Annotated in this window: 12 protein-coding genes and 1 pseudogene; 5 read left to right on the top strand and 8 right to left on the bottom strand. The window is 61.8% G+C overall.

Features of this window, described 5'->3' with window-relative positions; translation table 11 throughout:
* Window positions 1-183: 183 nt before the first annotated feature.
* The gene (locus tag M0954_RS23550; RefSeq protein ID WP_297355820.1) at window positions 184-1,167 is read right to left on the bottom strand and encodes a LysR family transcriptional regulator; all 984 of its coding nucleotides are present in this window, start codon (window positions 1,165-1,167) and stop codon (window positions 184-186) included.
* A gap of 217 nt (window positions 1,168-1,384) precedes the next feature.
* On the opposite strand from M0954_RS23550, the gene M0954_RS23545 reads away from it, so the two are divergent.
* Both M0954_RS23545 and M0954_RS23540 read left to right on the top strand, forming a co-directional pair.
* Entirely contained in the window at window positions 1,385-2,695 is a 1,311-nt protein-coding gene (locus M0954_RS23545) for an MFS transporter (RefSeq protein WP_297355818.1), read from the top strand.
* 19 nt (window positions 2,696-2,714) lie between these two features.
* The gene (locus M0954_RS23540; RefSeq protein WP_122155590.1) at window positions 2,715-3,743 is read left to right on the top strand and encodes a histone deacetylase family protein; all 1,029 of its coding nucleotides are present in this window, start codon (window positions 2,715-2,717) and stop codon (window positions 3,741-3,743) included.
* A 41-nt stretch (window positions 3,744-3,784) separates the two neighbouring features.
* On the opposite strand, the gene M0954_RS23535 is transcribed toward M0954_RS23540, so the two are convergent.
* The 6 genes from M0954_RS23535 to M0954_RS23510 form a co-directional block, all read right to left on the bottom strand.
* On the bottom strand, window positions 3,785-4,993 hold the full coding sequence (locus M0954_RS23535) for a chromate transporter (RefSeq protein ID WP_297355823.1): 1,209 nt from the start codon (window positions 4,991-4,993) through the stop codon (window positions 3,785-3,787).
* A gap of 172 nt (window positions 4,994-5,165) precedes the next feature.
* Complete coding sequence (locus tag M0954_RS23530) at window positions 5,166-7,535, bottom strand: EAL domain-containing protein (protein ID WP_122153976.1); 2,370 nt, start codon at window positions 7,533-7,535, stop codon at window positions 5,166-5,168.
* A 484-nt stretch (window positions 7,536-8,019) separates the two neighbouring features.
* Window positions 8,020-8,904: a PhzF family phenazine biosynthesis protein gene (locus M0954_RS23525; protein ID WP_297355816.1), complete on the bottom strand. Its 885-nt coding sequence runs from the start codon at window positions 8,902-8,904 to the stop codon at window positions 8,020-8,022.
* Window positions 8,905-9,192: 288 nt separating this feature from the next.
* Window positions 9,193-9,657, bottom strand: a complete 465-nt coding sequence (locus M0954_RS23520; protein WP_122153978.1) for a RidA family protein — start codon at window positions 9,655-9,657, stop codon at window positions 9,193-9,195.
* Between the two features lie 84 nt (window positions 9,658-9,741).
* Window positions 9,742-10,938 carry a PLP-dependent aminotransferase family protein gene (locus M0954_RS23515; RefSeq protein ID WP_297355815.1) on the bottom strand — a complete coding sequence of 399 codons (1,197 nt, stop codon included), beginning with the start codon at window positions 10,936-10,938 and terminating at the stop codon, window positions 9,742-9,744.
* 142 nt (window positions 10,939-11,080) lie between these two features.
* Window positions 11,081-11,806 (bottom strand): VOC family protein, encoded by a 726-nt coding sequence (locus M0954_RS23510; RefSeq protein ID WP_297355821.1) that lies wholly within the window; start codon window positions 11,804-11,806, stop codon window positions 11,081-11,083.
* A gap of 180 nt (window positions 11,807-11,986) precedes the next feature.
* Here M0954_RS23510 and M0954_RS23505 point away from each other — a divergent pair, with 180 nt between their 5' ends.
* Together M0954_RS23505 and htpG are read left to right on the top strand one after the other, a co-directional pair.
* A complete protein-coding gene (locus M0954_RS23505; protein ID WP_122153980.1) occupies window positions 11,987-13,447 on the top strand; it encodes a PLP-dependent aminotransferase family protein in 1,461 nt (486 codons plus the stop codon).
* A 67-nt stretch (window positions 13,448-13,514) separates the two neighbouring features.
* Window positions 13,515-15,413 carry a molecular chaperone HtpG gene (htpG, locus tag M0954_RS23500; RefSeq protein WP_297355813.1) on the top strand — a complete coding sequence of 633 codons (1,899 nt, stop codon included), beginning with the start codon at window positions 13,515-13,517 and terminating at the stop codon, window positions 15,411-15,413.
* Between the two features lie 104 nt (window positions 15,414-15,517).
* Here the strand turns inward: htpG and M0954_RS23495 are convergent, their stop codons facing one another.
* Window positions 15,518-15,781 (bottom strand): hypothetical protein, encoded by a 264-nt coding sequence (locus tag M0954_RS23495; protein WP_122153982.1) that lies wholly within the window; start codon window positions 15,779-15,781, stop codon window positions 15,518-15,520.
* A 247-nt stretch (window positions 15,782-16,028) separates the two neighbouring features.
* On the opposite strand from M0954_RS23495, the pseudogene M0954_RS23490 reads away from it, so the two are divergent.
* A pseudogene (locus M0954_RS23490) lies at window positions 16,029-16,318 on the top strand (hypothetical protein); the annotation flags it as partial.

The following is a 16,318-nucleotide window of genomic DNA, read 5'->3' as shown; positions in this document are numbered from 1 at the left end:
CGCCTGGTGGTCGTCAATCTGGTGCTGGGCGTCGTGACAATCGGTGTTTCTGTGTTGTCCGGCGCCGTCTAGGCGAAGCATCGCGCGCCGCATCACGTTTTGACGAAACGCCGCTGCTCTGAACTGCACCCCAAAGCTGTCCAGCTTTGCGGAGTGCAGTTTAGCTAAGCGGCGTTTTTCAATTCATATCCGTGCCACCGTCTGACTCGCCGGACCCACAAGCCGTTCCGCCAGCGAATAGCGCTGCATACACCGCTCCATGCTGTCGAGAAAGGCATGATCCGCTGTGTTCATCTTGCGGTCGCGATGCCAGAGCAGATGGACGTCGACATCCGCAAGACCTTCGTCCGGCGGCAAGCGCCAGAGCCGCTGTTGCGCCAGGTCGTCGCGCACGATGTGCTCCGGCAGGCAGCCGACGCCATAGCCCGCGAAAATCAGCCGCCGCACTTCGTCGAGACTCGGTGACGATGCCACGATGCGTCCTGTGAAGCCCTTCTGATCTCGAAACACCGTGAGCGGCGAGAGACTGTCGCCGATCTGATCGCTCGTGAACGAGACAAAGTTCTCCGCCAGCAAGTCGTCCATCGTCAGTTGCGACTTGCCGAACAGGCGGTGGTGCCGTCCGCAGAAAATCGCATAGCGTTGCCGCAGAAAACAGCGCATTTCCAGTTTGTCGACCGGTGTGCGGCACAGGCTGAGGCCTGCGGTCGCCGTCTTTTGCAATAGCGACGAGATGATGTCCGACGAACGCATCACTTCGATCTGCAGATCGATGCGCGGATAGGTGCGATGAAACTCGGCGAGAAATTCGTCGTAGACCGGCGAATCGATCCGGCTCACGCTCAACAGGCGGATCGCGCCGGTAATGTCTGCGGTGCGATCGTCGAGTTCGGTTTCTAGCCGGGAAATGTTGCCGTAGATATCGCTCGCAATCCGGTAGACCTCTTCGCCCGCCTGGGTAGGCACGAAGTGCGGGCCGCGCCGTTCAATCAGCTTGCGCTCCAGCGTGACTTCGAGGCGTTTCAGGGCCTGGCTCACGGCCGGTTGCGTGACGTGCAGCCGTGCCGCCGCGCGGCTCACACTGCGTTCCTGCATGATTACGAGGTAGGTGCGCAGCAGGTTCCAGTCGAGCCGGTCATTGAGAAAAGAGGTGATTTCGGCGCGCATGAGAGCCTTGCCTTTGCAGTTGAAGTATTAGCCACACTTATATCGAGAATAATAACTCGAAATTTGACTAATGTTTTATGGCTGCTGATAAACGATCTGCACACCTCTAAAAGTGTGCGCGGCGCGCGCGACCCGGCGGCGCCACAATCGCCACAATCGACAGGCACGTCGGTCGCACGCCCCCGCAGAGGGGTGGCGAGCCAGCCAAGGAGCGCTCATGAACCAGCCTGCAATCCCCGCCCGCCAGCCGGCACGCGCGGCGACCGCCGCGTTTATCGGCACCATGATCGAGTGGTACGACTTCTACATCTACGCCACTGCCGCCGCGCTGGTGTTCGGCGCGCTGTATTTTCCATCGCAGGATCCGTTTGTCAGCACGATGGCGTCGTTCGCTACTTTCGCGGTGGGCTTCTTTGCACGTCCGATCGGCGGCCTGATCTTCGGCCACCTGGGCGATCGTTTCGGCCGCAAGAAAGCGCTGATGACCACGCTGATGATGATGGGCATCGCCACCGTCTGCGTCGGCCTGCTGCCTGACTTCTCGAAGGTGGGCGCGCTGGCTCCCGTACTGCTGGTGTTGCTGCGTGTGGTGCAGGGCCTCGCCGTGGGCGGCGAGTGGGGCGGGGCGGTGCTGATGGCGGCCGAACACGCACCGCAGGGGCGTCGCACGTTCTTCGCGTCGTTTGCGCAGCTTGGCAGCCCGGCAGGGTTGATCCTGTCGCTGGTCGCGTTTCGTGCCGTGACATCGCTCGATAAGGCGGAGTTCATGTCGTGGGGCTGGCGTTTGCCGTTTCTGGCGAGTTCGGTGCTGCTCGTGGTCGGCATCCTGATCCGCCTTGGCGTCAACGAGTCGCCGGAGTTCGCTCAGGTGAAGGAAGCGAACAAGACTGTCAAGCTGCCCGTCGCCGAAGTGTTCAGCTCGGCGTGGCGACTCGTGCTGCTGTGTATCGGCGCGAACACGATCGGCATTGCAGGGGTGTATTTCACCAACACGTTCATGATCGCTTATACGACGCAGTATGTCGGCGTGACGCGTTCACTGATTCTCGATTGCCTGTTTGCTGTCGCGATTATCCAGTTGTGCGCGCAACCGGTCGCGGCGTGGCTTGCCGAGCGCATCGGCAGCGCACGTTTCCTCAAATTCGCTGCGCTCGCTGCGATGCTCTCGCCTTATCCGATGTTCGTGCTCGTGCAGAGCGGCAGCGTCGTGCCGATGGTGATCGGTATTGCGATTGCGGTAGTCTGCATGTCGAGCTTCTATTCGGTGATCGCAGGCTTTGTCAGCGGTGTCTTTCCAACGCGCGTGCGTTATTCCGCCATCTCCCTCTCGTATCAGGTGTGCGGCGCCGTGGCGGGCGGTCTGGCGCCGCTGGTCGGCACTTATCTGGCTCATCGTTTCATCGGCCAATGGTGGCCGCTTGCTGTGTTCTACACTTGTCTCGCAGCCATCTCGCTGTTGTGCATCGTTGCACTGGATGCGCGTCGTTCGCAGCGCGCCGATGCAACCGAAGCGCTGCGCGCCAGCTGATCCTCTTTCGGCAAACATCATGCAAACTTTCTTTCATCCAGAACAACTGCAACATCATCCGCGCAGCTACTTTTCGCGCGGGCAGATGCGGCCGGCGCAGGAAGTGCCCGAGCGTGCCGCGCACCTCGTTGCGGCGGTGAAGTCGCTGGGCTTCGAGATCCATGAGCCGGTCGACGGCGGTCTGGATGCCATCGCCGCGGTGCACGACATTCACTACCTGCGTTTCCTCGAAGAGGCACACGCCGAATGGAAGCAAATGTCCGACGACTGGGGCGACGAGGTCATGTCGAACATCTATGTGCGCGAGCCGAATCCGTTGCGCGGCATTCTCGCCCGGGCAGCGCGCTATCAGGCCGACGGCAGCTGTCCGATCGGTGAACACACGTGGCGCGCCGCTTACTGGTCGGCGCAAAGCGCGCTCGCCGCAGCTACCGCAGTCAATGGCGGCGCGCGTGAGACGTACGCGCTGTGCCGGCCGCCAGGTCATCACGCGCGGCGAGATGCGGCTGGCGGCTTCTGCTATCTGAACAACGCAGCGGTCGCGGCGCAAGCACTGCGCAAGCAGTACGGGCGCGTCGCTATTCTCGACACCGACATGCACCACGGCCAGGGCGTGCAGGAAATCTTCTACGGCCGCGACGACGTGCTCTACGTATCGATTCATGGCGATCCCACCAACTTCTATCCGGTTGTGACCGGCTATGAGGACGAGCGCGGCACGGGGGCAGGAGACGGTTTTAACGTCAATTTCCCGATGCCGCACGGTTCATCCGAGGACGTGTTTTTTGAACGCGTCGATGACGCGCTACGTGTGCTGAAGCGTTTCGAGCCGGATGCGTTGGTGTTGGCGCTCGGCTTCGATATCTACAAGGACGATCCGCAATCGCACGTGGACGTGACGACCGAAGGTTTCGGTCGTCTGGGAGCGGCCGTCGGCGCGCTTGCGTTGCCTTCGGTGATCGTTCAGGAAGGTGGGTATCACCTCGAGAGTCTCGAGGCGAACGCGCGGGCGTTCTTTGGAGGCTTTGCCGCGGCGCGCTCGCGTTGAACTAAACGCGAGCGTGGCGGGTGAAGCGGCGCCGCTTACGACTACGCCATAGCCGCATAAGCGAGCCACAGCCCGCACACGCCGGCCACCGTGCCATAGACGATGTAGACCGGCACCTTGAGCTTGGCGAAGCACATACACGAGAATAGCGCGGTCGCCACGTACTGTGGCTGCAACGGCACCCGCTGTGCAATCCTCAACACGGCGACCGCGAGAAAGGCCGTGGTCACCGCGCGCAAAATTCGCATGCCGTGCTCGAAGCGCGGATTGGCCTTCAATTGATGCAGGTTGCGTTGCGCCAGCACGACGAGGCAGCCTGACGGCACGAACAGTGCGAGCGTGGCGATCAACGCGCCGGGCCAGCCATCGACCAGGTAGCCGAAGAACGGCACCACGTTCAGCAACGGTCCGGGCGACATCGGCGAGAGCGAGAAGGCCAGCGTGAAATCGTTGTCCGACACGCCTATGCCTGGCGTGACAAAGAGCGCCTTCAACACTGGCAATGCAGAGAAGCCACCGCCGAATAGCGTCATGCCCGCGCCTGCGAGCCGCGGCCACAGCAGTGCGAGTTCGTAGCGATGCGGTAGCGGAATGGCAAACAGAGCCAGCAGTACGCACAGGGCTGCCATCAGTTGCAGGTCGCTGCGCGCAATCGAGACCTTGAGCCGGGCCTCGCGCTCGGGGCTGTTGAACCAGCCCACCGCGAATGCCACGCCCAGCATCGCAACGTAAGCGGCCGGGCTGCGCGCATAGAAAAGTATGACCCAGCCGAGCAGTGCCGCAATCCACGCCACCTTGCCGCGCACGAGCGCACGCGTCTGCTTGTACCAGGTCACCGCGATCAGCGTGCCCAGTACGACGCTAAAGTGATTGAGAAGGGTTTGCGACGCGACGGCCCGCACGAAGGGTGTGCGGTAGAAAATCGCGAAGAGCGTCATCAGTACGAAGAACGGCAGCACGCTGGCGATGCCCGCGACCCACGCGCCCGCTCGTCCGCGTAACGCGTGTCCTACTTGCACGGCGACGTTGCAGCCCACTGGCCCGGGCACCATCCATGCCAACGCGATCAGATCGGAAAAGGCCACCCGCGACAAACGGCCTTCGCGCTCGACATAGTGATTCTCGAGTTGCGCCATCAGCGCGAGCCCACCCCATGAGAGCGCCGACAGGCCGCACACGACCCGGAACAGCGTCCACAACGGTTCCCGCTCTCCGCGTCCGATAGTGTCCTGGCTCGTGATCATGTACATGGCGGTCCGCATGCCGGACACTCCGGACATGCTGGTTGAGTAAGGCTGAACAGGTTGCGCGCCAAGCCCCCGGCGGGAAGGTGCGCGGAAATGCTTCAGTACTCTTGAATATATCTGTAAATGCGAATGTGTGCATCGCAAGGCTGTCGCGCGCGTCAGGCCGCGCCGCAGCTTAAGCCGATAGTCCGCTGGTGCTCGACGTTGTGCTGGCGTTGTCGGCAGTCGGCTCGCGGGCAATGCGCCGTTCCGGCATGCCGCATACGCCAAAGCGTTCGAGCAGCGCCGGAATGGCGTCGACCGGAACCGGACGCGAAAACAGGAAGCCCTGAGCCTCGATATGACCGAGCGCCGCAAGCCAGGCGATCTGTTCTTCCGTCTCGGTGCCTTCCACCACCACCGTGAGCCCGAGCGAACGCGCGAGGTTGACGATGGCCGTCACCATCACGCAAACGCTGCGGTCGCCAGGAATGGCCTGCACGAACGAGCGATCCACCTTCAGCGTATCGACGGAGAAGCGGTTCAGATACGACAGCGACGAGTAACCGGTGCCGAAATCGTCCAGTGCGATGCGCACGCCGAGGCGCTTGAGCGCGAAGATTTTCTCCGAGACCAGTTCGGGATATTCCATCATCGCGGTCTCGGTAATCTCGAGTTCGAGACGGCGGGCGGAGATGCCCGTTTCCTCGATCGCATGTGAGATGGTCTGATAGAGATCGCCGCGCCAGAACTGCACCGCCGAGATGTTCACCGCCAGCGACAGCGTGTCGTAGCCCTGTTGTTGCCACAGCGCCAGTTGACGGCAGGCGGTCTCGATCACGAAGTCGCCAATCGGCACGATCAGCCCGGTCGACTCCGCAACCGGGATGAATTCATTGGCCGGAATCAGACCATGCTGCGGATGGTTCCAGCGCACCAGCGCTTCGAAGCCGGTGATGCAACGCCGGGTGAGGTCGATCTTCGGCTGGTACGCAAGGAACAGTTGACCTTCGGCCAGCGCCACGCGCAGTTGCTGTTCCCACTTCATCAGGTGATCGGCGCGGTGCGAGAGCTGCGGCGAATAGAACTGGTAGCAGTTTTTCCCGGCGTCTTTCGCGCTGTACATCGCGAGATCGGCTTTTTTCAGCAGGTCGATTTCGCTTTCGTTCGGCACCGAATAGAGCGCAATACCGATGCTCGCATGCAGCACGAACGCGCTGCCGCGCACTTCGAATGGCTTGGCGAAGACCTCGGCTGCAGCCTCGGCGAGATCGACGGCGCGCTTCTCGACTTCATCACCCTTGATCACGACCACGAACTCGTCGCCGCCGATGCGGCTTAACGCGCCGTTGTCGCCGACTGCATCGGACAGACGCGACGCGGTCATCTGCAGCACGATGTCGCCGGCGTTGTGGCCGAGCGTGTCGTTGACGGTCTTGAAGTTATCGAGATCGATAAAGAGAATCGCGAGCCGGCCCAGGTTCGTTGGGTCGGCGACGTCGTGACGCAGACTCTGCAGCGTCGCATAACGGTTGCGCAGGCCGGTCAGCAGATCGTATTCGACCAGATGCGTCATCTCGCGCTCACGGCCAAGCAGCTTGCCGATCAAACCGGTAGCCACCGCAAAGAAGCTGAGCATGGCGAGCGAAATGAAACCCGCCATCAGCAGGTAGACGTCGCGCGTGTGGTTGTAGTCGGCGAACTCTTCGGCTTGCGAGAGGCCAACCAGCACGCCGAGCGGATAACCGTCGATGTGCCGGTACGAGAAGATGCGCGTGACGTTGTCGATCGAATCGACATAGGTGCCCGACACGTGTTCGGAAGTCGGATACGAACCGCTGGCGGAGAATTTGCCATTGGCGGCTTCGGCGTTGCCGGTACGGCGCGCGAGCACCGTGCCGTTGTCGGAGACCACGGCGATCACGCCGTCGTGGCCGATCGCCGCATTGTTATAGAAATCGCTCGTAAAGTAGCTCGGGTCTTCGGAGACTACTACTACACCCGCAAAAGAACCGTCCGGGTGATTGAGCCGGCGTGTCATCTGCAGCGTCCACTGTCCCGACACGCGGCCGAGCACCGGCTTGCTGATGTAGAGGTTGTCGTCGTTCTCGTGCTCGTGCACCTTGAAGTGATCGCGGTCCGACAAGTCGATCTGCTTCGGATTCTGCTCGGCCGTGTTTGAAACAAGAATGCCGTGTTCGTCGATGATCGAAACCTGCACCAGGGTGTCGCTCTGCACGACGCCTTTTTCAACCGTGCTGGCGAGATCGAAACGATCCGGGGTTTTCTCGAATTCGTATTTGACGAAGCGTGTGATCTGGTCGACCTGATGGATGGCCTTGACCGTATGCTGTTCGAGCGCGGCTGAGAGGATCGCGGCCGAGGCCATCGCCTCGCGTGAGGTGGCGTCTTTTTCGACCGACAGGCGCGCGAAGATCACGGTCCATAGCAACACCAGCACCAGCACGCCGAGCGCCGGAATGGCGAGCAGAGCGCGCCGGCGCGGCACGACCGCATCCGGGCGGTGTCTTGCGTCGTGCACAGCAGAGAAGCGGGGCTGACTCATCGGGAGGACCGCGCCCGTGTGCCGTTCCGCAGCGGCTTCGCATACATCGACTGCGCTGGTTTCGAGATTGGCTGCATGGTGAGCGAGGTGCCTGGACTACTGCGCAGGAGGAAAGAGCGTGGCGTGTTGCCAGACCATCCGTAGGACGTTGAATACGTTTCGATATTACTGAATGCCAATGGATTAAGGAAGGGGCCATGCTGCGGGTATACGCGGCCCTCAACAGGCATGCGAACACAATGTCTTACGCGCCTGCAGCGGCCGTAGCAGGCCCCACGCCGGGTAAGCGTTTTCGAAGGGTTCGTCGAGGCGAGACTGACCTCTACCCCAAAGTGCTCGTCATCCTTACAGCCGTGCGACATGGAGTTGTCCTGACGAGGCGTTTTGTGGACAAGCGTGGCTCAAATGGGCGATGGCTGCTTAAGTGTTTTTTGCATGCAATCTACGTGAGGCTTTTCGCGGTGCTCCGGCGCGCCGCCAGGAGTCAGGGCAACCTGAACGTGCCGTCGACTACCGTGACCGCCGATCCGCCGACCCACGTCTTGCCGGCAGCGTCGTCATAGTGCACGGATACCTGGCCCGCGCGGCCCAGCACGGTGCCTTGGCGGACGGTGTAGGAAGGTCCGGGCCGTCGGTGCTGCGTGCTCAATAGTCCGGCGATTGCTGCATTCGCACTCCCCGTTACCGGGTCTTCACCTGTGCCGAGATTGCCGCCCACCATCAGGCAACGCACTTCGAAAGTGGCGGGGCCGTCAGCATCATGCGGACCGTAGACCGCCACGCCATGGGTGCCGACCGCTTCGACGACGCGCTTGAGTGCTGCGGCATCCGGCTTGATGGCGAGACAGGCGGCGGCCGAACTCACCCGCACGACGAGCCATGGTGCGCCGTTGTCGATACCACAAGGTGACGCGCTGAAATCGATCGCGTCGCTACGAAGTGCATCCGTCAAGGTTGTGTACAAGTCGGTCGGCAACGGCGTGACACGTGCGGGCGGCGCGGCGAAGGCCCATGCACCGCCTGCTTGCGCGTTCAGTTCCACGAGGCCGGCACCGCATTGCTGAAACAGTTTGCCTGGTGTCCTGGGCTGATAGCCGCTTTCGAGCAAGGCATGGGCAGTGCCTATAGTGGGATGGCCCGCGAACGGCAACTCGCCTTCGACGGTGAAGATGCGTACGTGATAGTCCGCATCTGGGATGGTCGGCTTGACGAGGAAAGTGGTCTCGGACAGGTTGGTCCAACGGGCGATGGCCTGCATCTGGGCGTCGTCGAGGTCGTCGGCCTCGAACACGACTGCAAGCGGATTGCCTTTGAACGGCACAGGGGTGAAAACATCAACCTGTTTGAAGCGGACAGTGCGAGCGGACATTTGGCCTAGCGTTTGATTTATTCAGCAATTGACTGACGCAGTGGTCGATTCTACTGTGGGATCAGGCTTCGAGCCACCGGCTTTGCATGAATTTTTGTGCAGTTTTTGCGTGTTTTTATTGGCTCAATTGACTGAAGGCCGAACAAGGATATTGAACGGCGTCAATTTGCGGAAATGGATGGTGACGATGCGCGCGGCGCAAGCCGCAAAAGAAAACGCGCCGTGAGTGCGCGAGCACTTCACGACGCGTGACAGAACGTGGCGGGACGTTCCGGCAGACTGACCGCTTTATTCCACTTCCGCGATCATCTCGATCTCGACGCAGGCGCCCAACGGAATCTGTGCCACGCCGAAGGCTGAGCGTGCATGCTTGCCGCGCTCGCCGAAGACATCCGCGATCAGTTCGGAGGCGCCGTTGGTGACCAGATGTTGCTCGGTGAAATCGAGCGTCGAGTTCACGAGGCTCATCAGCTTGACGATCCGCTTGACGCGATTCAAGTCGCCCACGTGCGCATGCAGTGTGGCCAGCAGATCGATGGCGATCGAGCGGGCTGCTACCTTGCCTTCTTCCGTGCTCAGGCTGTCACCGAGCTTGCCGGCCCACACCTTGCCATCCTTCTTGGCAATGTGGCCCGACAGGTACACCGTGTTGCCGCTCTGCGCGCTCATCACGTAAGCAGCTGCGGGTGCGCCGGCGGTGGGCAGTTCGATACCCAGTTCCTTCAGCTTGTCGTACACATTTGCTTGAGTCATTGCAGGTCCTTGCTAATGAGTAAATGGGTGAATGGTGAACAGTTGTGAGCCGCGGGGGGGCGACCCACACCCGCTTGAACTCGCTCATACGCGCGCGCGGATCAGCGCCGCGAGGCGGCCCACGCCTTCGTCGATTTTGGCGGGCGGCACTGTGACGAACGACAAGCGCAGCGTGTTGTGCTGCGCCTCGTCGGCATAGAACGGGCCGCCCGGCACGAACGCGACATTCTGTGCGACGGCTTCTTCGAGTAGCTTCATGCTGTCGATCTGCGCGGGCAATTTCACCCACACGAACATGCCGCCTTCGGGGCGGTTCCAGCTTACGCCTTCTGGCATGTAGCGTTCGAGTGCAGCCAGCATCGCAGCGCACTGCTCACGATACAGCGCGCGGATGGTCGGCACGTGCGTGTCGAGGAAGCCATCCTTCACCACCTCGTGCACGATGCGTTGCGTGAAGCTCGGCGTGTGCAGGTCGGTGGCCTGCTTGGCCTGGACGAGCTTGAAGTGCAGTTCTTCGGGGACAATCATGTAGCCGACCCGCAGGCCCGGAGCAAGCACCTTGGAGAACGAGCCGAGATGAACGATATGGTTCGGCGCCATCGACAGCATGGTCGGCAGCGGTTCGCCGGCGTAATCGAGCGCGCCGTACGGATCGTCTTCGATGATCGGGAACGGCGCGCTCGGCGCCAGTTCGGCGAGGGCGCGGCGGCGCTCAAGCGGCAGACGGCGGCCGGTCGGATTCTGGAAATTCGGCTGTGTGTACAAGAGGCGCGCGCCGGCCGTCAGCTCGGGCGTGAGCGCCGAGGGGATCAAACCGTTGTCGTCGGTCGCCACCTGAACGTAGCGCGGCTCATACATTGAGAACGACTGCAACGCGCCCAGGTACGTCGGCGTTTCGACCAGCACCGGACTGTCCGGGCAAACCAGCACCTTGCCGAGCAGATCGAGCGCCTGTTGCGAACCGGTGGTGACGAGCACCTGCGAGGCGCGAATTTGCGCGCCGTTGACCGAGTGGCGCGCCGCGATCCATTCGCGCAGCGGCAGGTAGCCTTCGGTTGCGCTGTATTGCAGTGCTGCGGCGGGCGAATCGCGCAGGATCCGGTCCGATGCCTCGCGCATCCGTTCGGCGGGGAAGGTGGCCGGGGACGGCAGGCCGCCCGCGAACGAGATGACTTCGGGCCGTTCGGTGACCTTCAGGATTTCGCGAATCGCCGAGCTGGTCAGCTTGCGTGCGCGTTCGGAAAATTGCCACGTGGGGGCTTGAAGGTCGCTATGGTCCATGTTGTCCTCGACAGGTGTTGCTGGATCGGATTCGTCAAAACTTCGATTATCGCGCGAGTGGCCTTGCCACGGGCGCGTCGCAAGGCGAACTGCGCCTTGGTTTACTGCGGCGAGCGGCGCGCTCGCGTAAATGCTCGTGCAACTATTTCAGGGTGCGCAGGCCGCTCGGGGTTTCGATTTCGGCCATTAGCGTTGCGGTACTTGCCGCACCTTCCCCTTCCCCTTCACCCTCGGCAACGTCTGGCGCGGAAAGGGCGATCAGGTGTGCCGCGCCGAGCCAGCGCAGGTGGGCCGCCACGGCTTCCGCCTGCGGGTGAATCCCCTTGAGCGACTTCAGCGCCAGCCCGGTTTCCGGCAACACGTCCGACGGATGCTGCGGTGTGTCCCACTGGATCAGCGTCGGCACGATGCCGTCGCCGGCGCCTTGCCAGCTCGGGAACGCACCGTCGTCCGGCACCGACAGGCCCCAGGTGAACGCGCCGCGGCTCATCGGCACGACCGGCGCAATCCGCTGCGGATACTGCGTCTGCCAGCGCGGCAGGTCCTTCGGCCGCTCGACGCGCACGACCCAGTGCGACAGATGCGGGCCACTGGCGAGGCGCGCATGGGTTGCCGCGGCATCGAGCGCGAACAGGCGCGGGCGGGCGTCGGTGCCGCTGGCGGGTGCGTCGGCGTCCGGGTCGACCGCGATCACCTCGAGATACACGCCGTCCCACAGATTCAGCAGCCGGTTGTGGGTGCGCATCAGCGGATGCGAGCCGCCGCCGGCCGGCGCCACGCCAAGCGTGTCGGCGACATACTGGGTGCCCTCGTCGAGCGTGCGGGCGGAAATCACGAGGTGGTCGAGTCGAAGCGTGTGTGCGGTCATGGCGATGTACAAAACGGTTTCTGCGAGGCCGGCAGACCTGCGGTACGGCAGGTCTGCCGGGGCCGTAAGCATAACCGTTTTGCTGGCGCGGGTTGGCCCTTCAGCCCAAATGTAGCGTTGCTCACCTGCACAGTAACGGTACAATCGTCCCGATAGTGTTCGGTACAGTTGGAGTCTCCTATGTCTGCCGCGCTCGACCAGATTCCCGCCCCGCATGACGCGTCGTCGTTGACGCTCGTCGATCAGCTCGTCCAATGGGCACGCCGCCGCATCGAGGAACGCGTGTTCCGCGCCGGCATGCGCATGCCGTCCATCCGCAAGCTCGCGCTGGACAAGGGCGTGTCGCGCTTCACGGTGGTGGAGGCCTATGAGCGGCTCGTCGCCCAGGGCTATCTGGATTCGCGGCGTGGCTCCGGGTTCTACGTGCGCGAACGTCTGGCCGCCCCGATGCCCGGCGAGCGCCGCCTGAACGCCGATGCCGCGCCCGCACCCGCCTCGAATACGATCGACGTCGTCTGGCTGTTGCGCAACATGCTGCAGACTTCGACCCGGCCCGAACGCGGCCCCGGTCTCGGCTTCTTGCCGAGCCGCTGGCTCGACGGCGAGCTGATTACCGGCGCGCTACGCACGCTGGGCCGGCAAAGCGGTGCGCAGATGCTGGGTTTCGGTACGCCGGAAGGCTTTTTGCCGTTGCGTCAGCAGTTGCAGACCCGGCTCGAGGAGCTGGAAATCGGCGCGTCGCCGGATCAAATCGTGCTCGCCTCGGGCATCACCCAGGCGATCGACCTGATCTCCCGTATCTTTGTGCAGCCGGGAGACGCGGTGATTGTCGGCGACCCGGCCTGGTTCCAGATGTTCGGCCGCTTTGTCTCACAGGGCGCTCGCCTCGTTGGCATGCCGTACACGCCGGACGGCCCGGACCTGGACGTGCTCGAAACGCTGGTGCAGACGTGGCGCCCGAAAATGCTGGTGATCAACTCGGTGTTGCAGAATCCGACCGGCACCTCGCTCACCGCCGCACAGGCATTCCGTATCCTGCGGCTCGCGGAAGAATACGATTTCATCGTCGTCGAGGACGATATCTACGGCGATCTTTGTCCGCCCGGCTATCCGGCTACACGCCTCGCGAGCCTCGACCAGCTAAAGCGCGTGATCTACCTCGGCAGCTTTTCGAAGACGCTGGCGGCCAATCTGCGGGTCGGCTTCATGGCCTGCTCGCCGGACGTGGCCAAGGCCGTCACGGACCAGAAGATGCTGGTCGGCATGACGAGCCCTGAACTCAACGAGCGCGTGATCTACAAGATCCTCACCGAGGGCCATTACCGGCGTCACGTGGAACGGCTGCGGGCGCGCCTCGACGGCGTGCGCGACAAGACCGCGCGGATGCTGGAGAAAACCGGGCTAAAACTGTTCCAGACGCCCGGCGCAGGCATGTTCCTGTGGGCCGATACGGGCGTCGACTCGGGCGTGCTCGCCGCCGCCGCGCATGAGGCCGGTTTTCTGCTAACGCCGGGCAGCCTGTTTTCGCCGCAACAGTCGCCGTCGAGCTGGACCCGCTTTAACGTCGCCAATTGCGGCGATCCAGCGCTACCGGCCTTCCTGTGCCGCTATCTGGATGGCGTCGCGCGGCGCGCCTCTTGAAATCGTGGCGATAGTACCCAATTAGCCCCGATCCGAATCAACCGCAACAGAGAAAGGAAGTCCGACCATGGCACAAGAAACCATGAGCTTTCAGGCAGAAGTGAAACAGCTTCTGCAACTGATGATTCATTCGCTGTACAGCAACAAGGAAATTTTTCTGCGTGAGCTGATTTCGAACGCCTCGGATGCTGCCGACAAGCTGCGTTTCGAAGCGATCGAAAACAATGCGCTATACGAAAACGACCCGAATCTGCGGATTCGCATTTCGTACGACAAGGCCGCCCGCACCATCACGATCGACGACAACGGCATCGGCATGAGCCGCGATGAAGCGGTCTCGCATCTGGGCACCATCGCGCGCTCGGGCACCAAGGAATTCTTCGGCAAGCTTTCTGGCGATCAGCAAAAAGATGCAGCGCTGATCGGCCAGTTCGGCGTGGGCTTCTACTCGGGCTTTATCGTTGCCGACAAGATCACTGTCGAAACGCGCCGTGCCGGTCTGTCGGCGGCTGAGGGTGTGCGCTGGGAAAGCGCAGGTGAGGGCGATTTCGCGGTGGAGACGATCGAGCGCGCGCAACGCGGCACGACGATCACGCTGCATCTGCGCCCGGAAGAGGACGAACTGCTGTCGTCGCACCGCCTGAAGGCGATCATCCAGAAGTACTCGGACCACGTCGCGCTGCCCATCCTGATGCAGAAGGAAGAATGGGATGCGGAAAAGAGCGAGATGGTCACGAAGGACGAGGACGAGACCGTCAACCAGGCGAGCGCGCTGTGGACCCGTTCGAAGAACGACATCACCGACGAGCAGTACAAGCAGTTCTACGAGCATCTCTCGCACGACCATCAGGAGCCGCTGACGTGGACGCATAACCGCGTCGAAGGCCGCAGCGAATATACGCAGCTGCTGTACGTGCCGAGCGCGGCGCCGTTCGACATGTGGAACCGCGATCATCGCGGCGGGCTGAAGCTGTATGTGAAGCGCGTTTTCATCATGGACGACGCGGAGCAACTGCTGCCCACGTATTTGCGCTTCATCAAGGGCGTGGTCGACTCGAGCGATTTGCCGCTGAACGTGTCGCGTGAAATCCTCCAGGAAAGCCGCGATGTGAAGGCGATCCGCGAAGGTGTGACCAAGCGTTCGCTGTCGATGCTCGAAGATCTGGCGAACGCCGATAACGACGCGGACAAGCAAAAGTACGCGGCCTTCTGGAAGGAATTCGGCCAGGCGCTCAAGGAAGGCGTGGGCGAAGATTTCGCCAACAAGGACCGGATTGCCAAGCTGATCCGCTTCGCCTCGACGCATAACGATTCGACGGAGCAGACTGTTGCGCTGGCGGATTACGTCGCGCGCATGAAGCCCGAGCAGACCAAGATCTACTACGTCACCGCCGACACGTTCCAGGCTGCGACACATAGCCCGCACCTCGAAGTGTTCCGCAAGAAGGGCGTGGAAGTGCTGTTGCTGACCGATCGCGTCGACGAATGGATGCTGTCGTTCCTGAACGAGTTCGACGGCAAGCCGCTGCAAAGCGTCGCGCGTGGCGATCTCGATCTGGGCGCGCTGAACGACGAGGAAAAGCAGGCGCAGGAAAAGGTCAGCGAAGAGCTGAAGCCGCTCGTCGAGAAGATGAAGGAAGCGCTGAAGGACAAGGCTAAAGACGTGCGTCTGACGTTCCGTCTGACCGACTCGCCGTCCTGCCTCGTGGCCGACGATGGCGAGATGAGTGGTTACCTGCAACGCATGCTGAAGGCTGCCGGTCAGCAAGCGCCTTCGTTCCATCCGATTCTGGAAGTGAATCCGGAGCATGCGCTGGTGAAGAGCCTGCATACGGATAGCGCGAATTTCGATGACTGGTGTCATCTGCTGTTCGACCAGGCCATGCTCGCAGAAGGCGGCGCGCTGGAAGATCCTGCGAGCTTTGTCAAGCGGACTAACGCGTTGCTGTTGGCACGCGCGGGTTGAACGCGATTGAGACGCCGATTTTTTAGGCGTTAGTGGTTGATTCGAAATTGGCTTTGGGAAATGCGCTGCCTTATGGCAGCGCATTTTTTTGGCGAGGCCGCTACTTAACTTGCAGGTGCCTGCTCGTGCCGACGAACCTGCGCGAGTACCGATCCGGCTAGTTCCTTCGCTTCCATGCAGGCGCTGTGGTCAGCCAGCACTCTAGCCGCCAGGCTGCCGATGGCCGCGCTAGTCTGCTTCGACGTGTGATGTTGCGCAAGCGCAGAACCCGCGAGTTCCTTTTCCAGGTGTGATGAACTAGGCCGAGCGAGCACGACGGCAGCCAGATGCGCGATGCGATCAGACGTTTCTTTTAGGCTCTGATTCAATTTCGTTTCCTTTGCGATTATTCTTAATATGGATTAAAGAGGTGAGTCGCGTTCGGCCGAACGAAAATAAGTATGGTTTACTAACTAAAATTTATCAACGCGATTATTTTGAGATTCGAATATGAGATGCGGTAGCGCAACTTTGTCATATGCTGTGGCGCTCCGGTCCCAGACGCAGGATCGATCTTGAAGTGATCTCTGCGTGTGACGGCCCGAGGTCTCATCGTCACCTTCTTCCGTTTCTTCCATGTCCGAAACAAACACAGTCACGCCGGCCGATCCCGTGCATCTCGTGTGGTTCACCCTTTGCGAGCAGGGTTTCGATGCCGCCCAGCATCGCGCTGTCTCGCTGCTGCAAGACGGTTCGACACCGCAGCTTCACGCGGACCTATGTGCGAGTGCGGGCCACTTCGAGCAGGCGTATCACAGTGCTTCGCTGTCCAAGGGCGAGACCCTCAGCGGTGGCCGCTATGCGCGGCTCGCGCTGTTTGCCGATGCGCTCGGCAAGCAGGACGTCGCGAAGCGTTACAGCGAACT

Source organism: Paraburkholderia sp., assembly GCF_026225065.1.
Lineage (GTDB): Bacteria > Pseudomonadota > Gammaproteobacteria > Burkholderiales > Burkholderiaceae > Paraburkholderia.
The sequence above is the reverse complement of the archived record's forward strand: the minus strand, read 5'-3'. Positions and strand labels throughout refer to the sequence as shown.

Bases quoted from the DNA above. Each gene is read 5' to 3' on its own strand.
- M0954_RS23550 (WP_297355820.1), bottom strand. From the start codon at position 1,167: ATGCGCGCCGAAATCACCTCTTTTCTCAATGACCGGCTCGACTGGAAC.
- M0954_RS23545 (WP_297355818.1), top strand. From the start codon at position 1,385: ATGAACCAGCCTGCAATCCCCGCCCGCCAGCCGGCACGCGCGGCGACC.
- M0954_RS23540 (WP_122155590.1), top strand. From the start codon at position 2,715: ATGCAAACTTTCTTTCATCCAGAACAACTGCAACATCATCCGCGCAGC.
- M0954_RS23535 (WP_297355823.1), bottom strand. From the start codon at position 4,993: ATGTACATGATCACGAGCCAGGACACTATCGGACGCGGAGAGCGGGAA.
- M0954_RS23530 (WP_122153976.1), bottom strand. From the start codon at position 7,535: ATGAGTCAGCCCCGCTTCTCTGCTGTGCACGACGCAAGACACCGCCCG.
- M0954_RS23525 (WP_297355816.1), bottom strand. From the start codon at position 8,904: ATGTCCGCTCGCACTGTCCGCTTCAAACAGGTTGATGTTTTCACCCCT.
- M0954_RS23520 (WP_122153978.1), bottom strand. From the start codon at position 9,657: ATGACTCAAGCAAATGTGTACGACAAGCTGAAGGAACTGGGTATCGAA.
- M0954_RS23515 (WP_297355815.1), bottom strand. From the start codon at position 10,938: ATGGACCATAGCGACCTTCAAGCCCCCACGTGGCAATTTTCCGAACGC.
- M0954_RS23510 (WP_297355821.1), bottom strand. From the start codon at position 11,806: ATGACCGCACACACGCTTCGACTCGACCACCTCGTGATTTCCGCCCGC.
- M0954_RS23505 (WP_122153980.1), top strand. From the start codon at position 11,987: ATGTCTGCCGCGCTCGACCAGATTCCCGCCCCGCATGACGCGTCGTCG.
- htpG (WP_297355813.1), top strand. From the start codon at position 13,515: ATGGCACAAGAAACCATGAGCTTTCAGGCAGAAGTGAAACAGCTTCTG.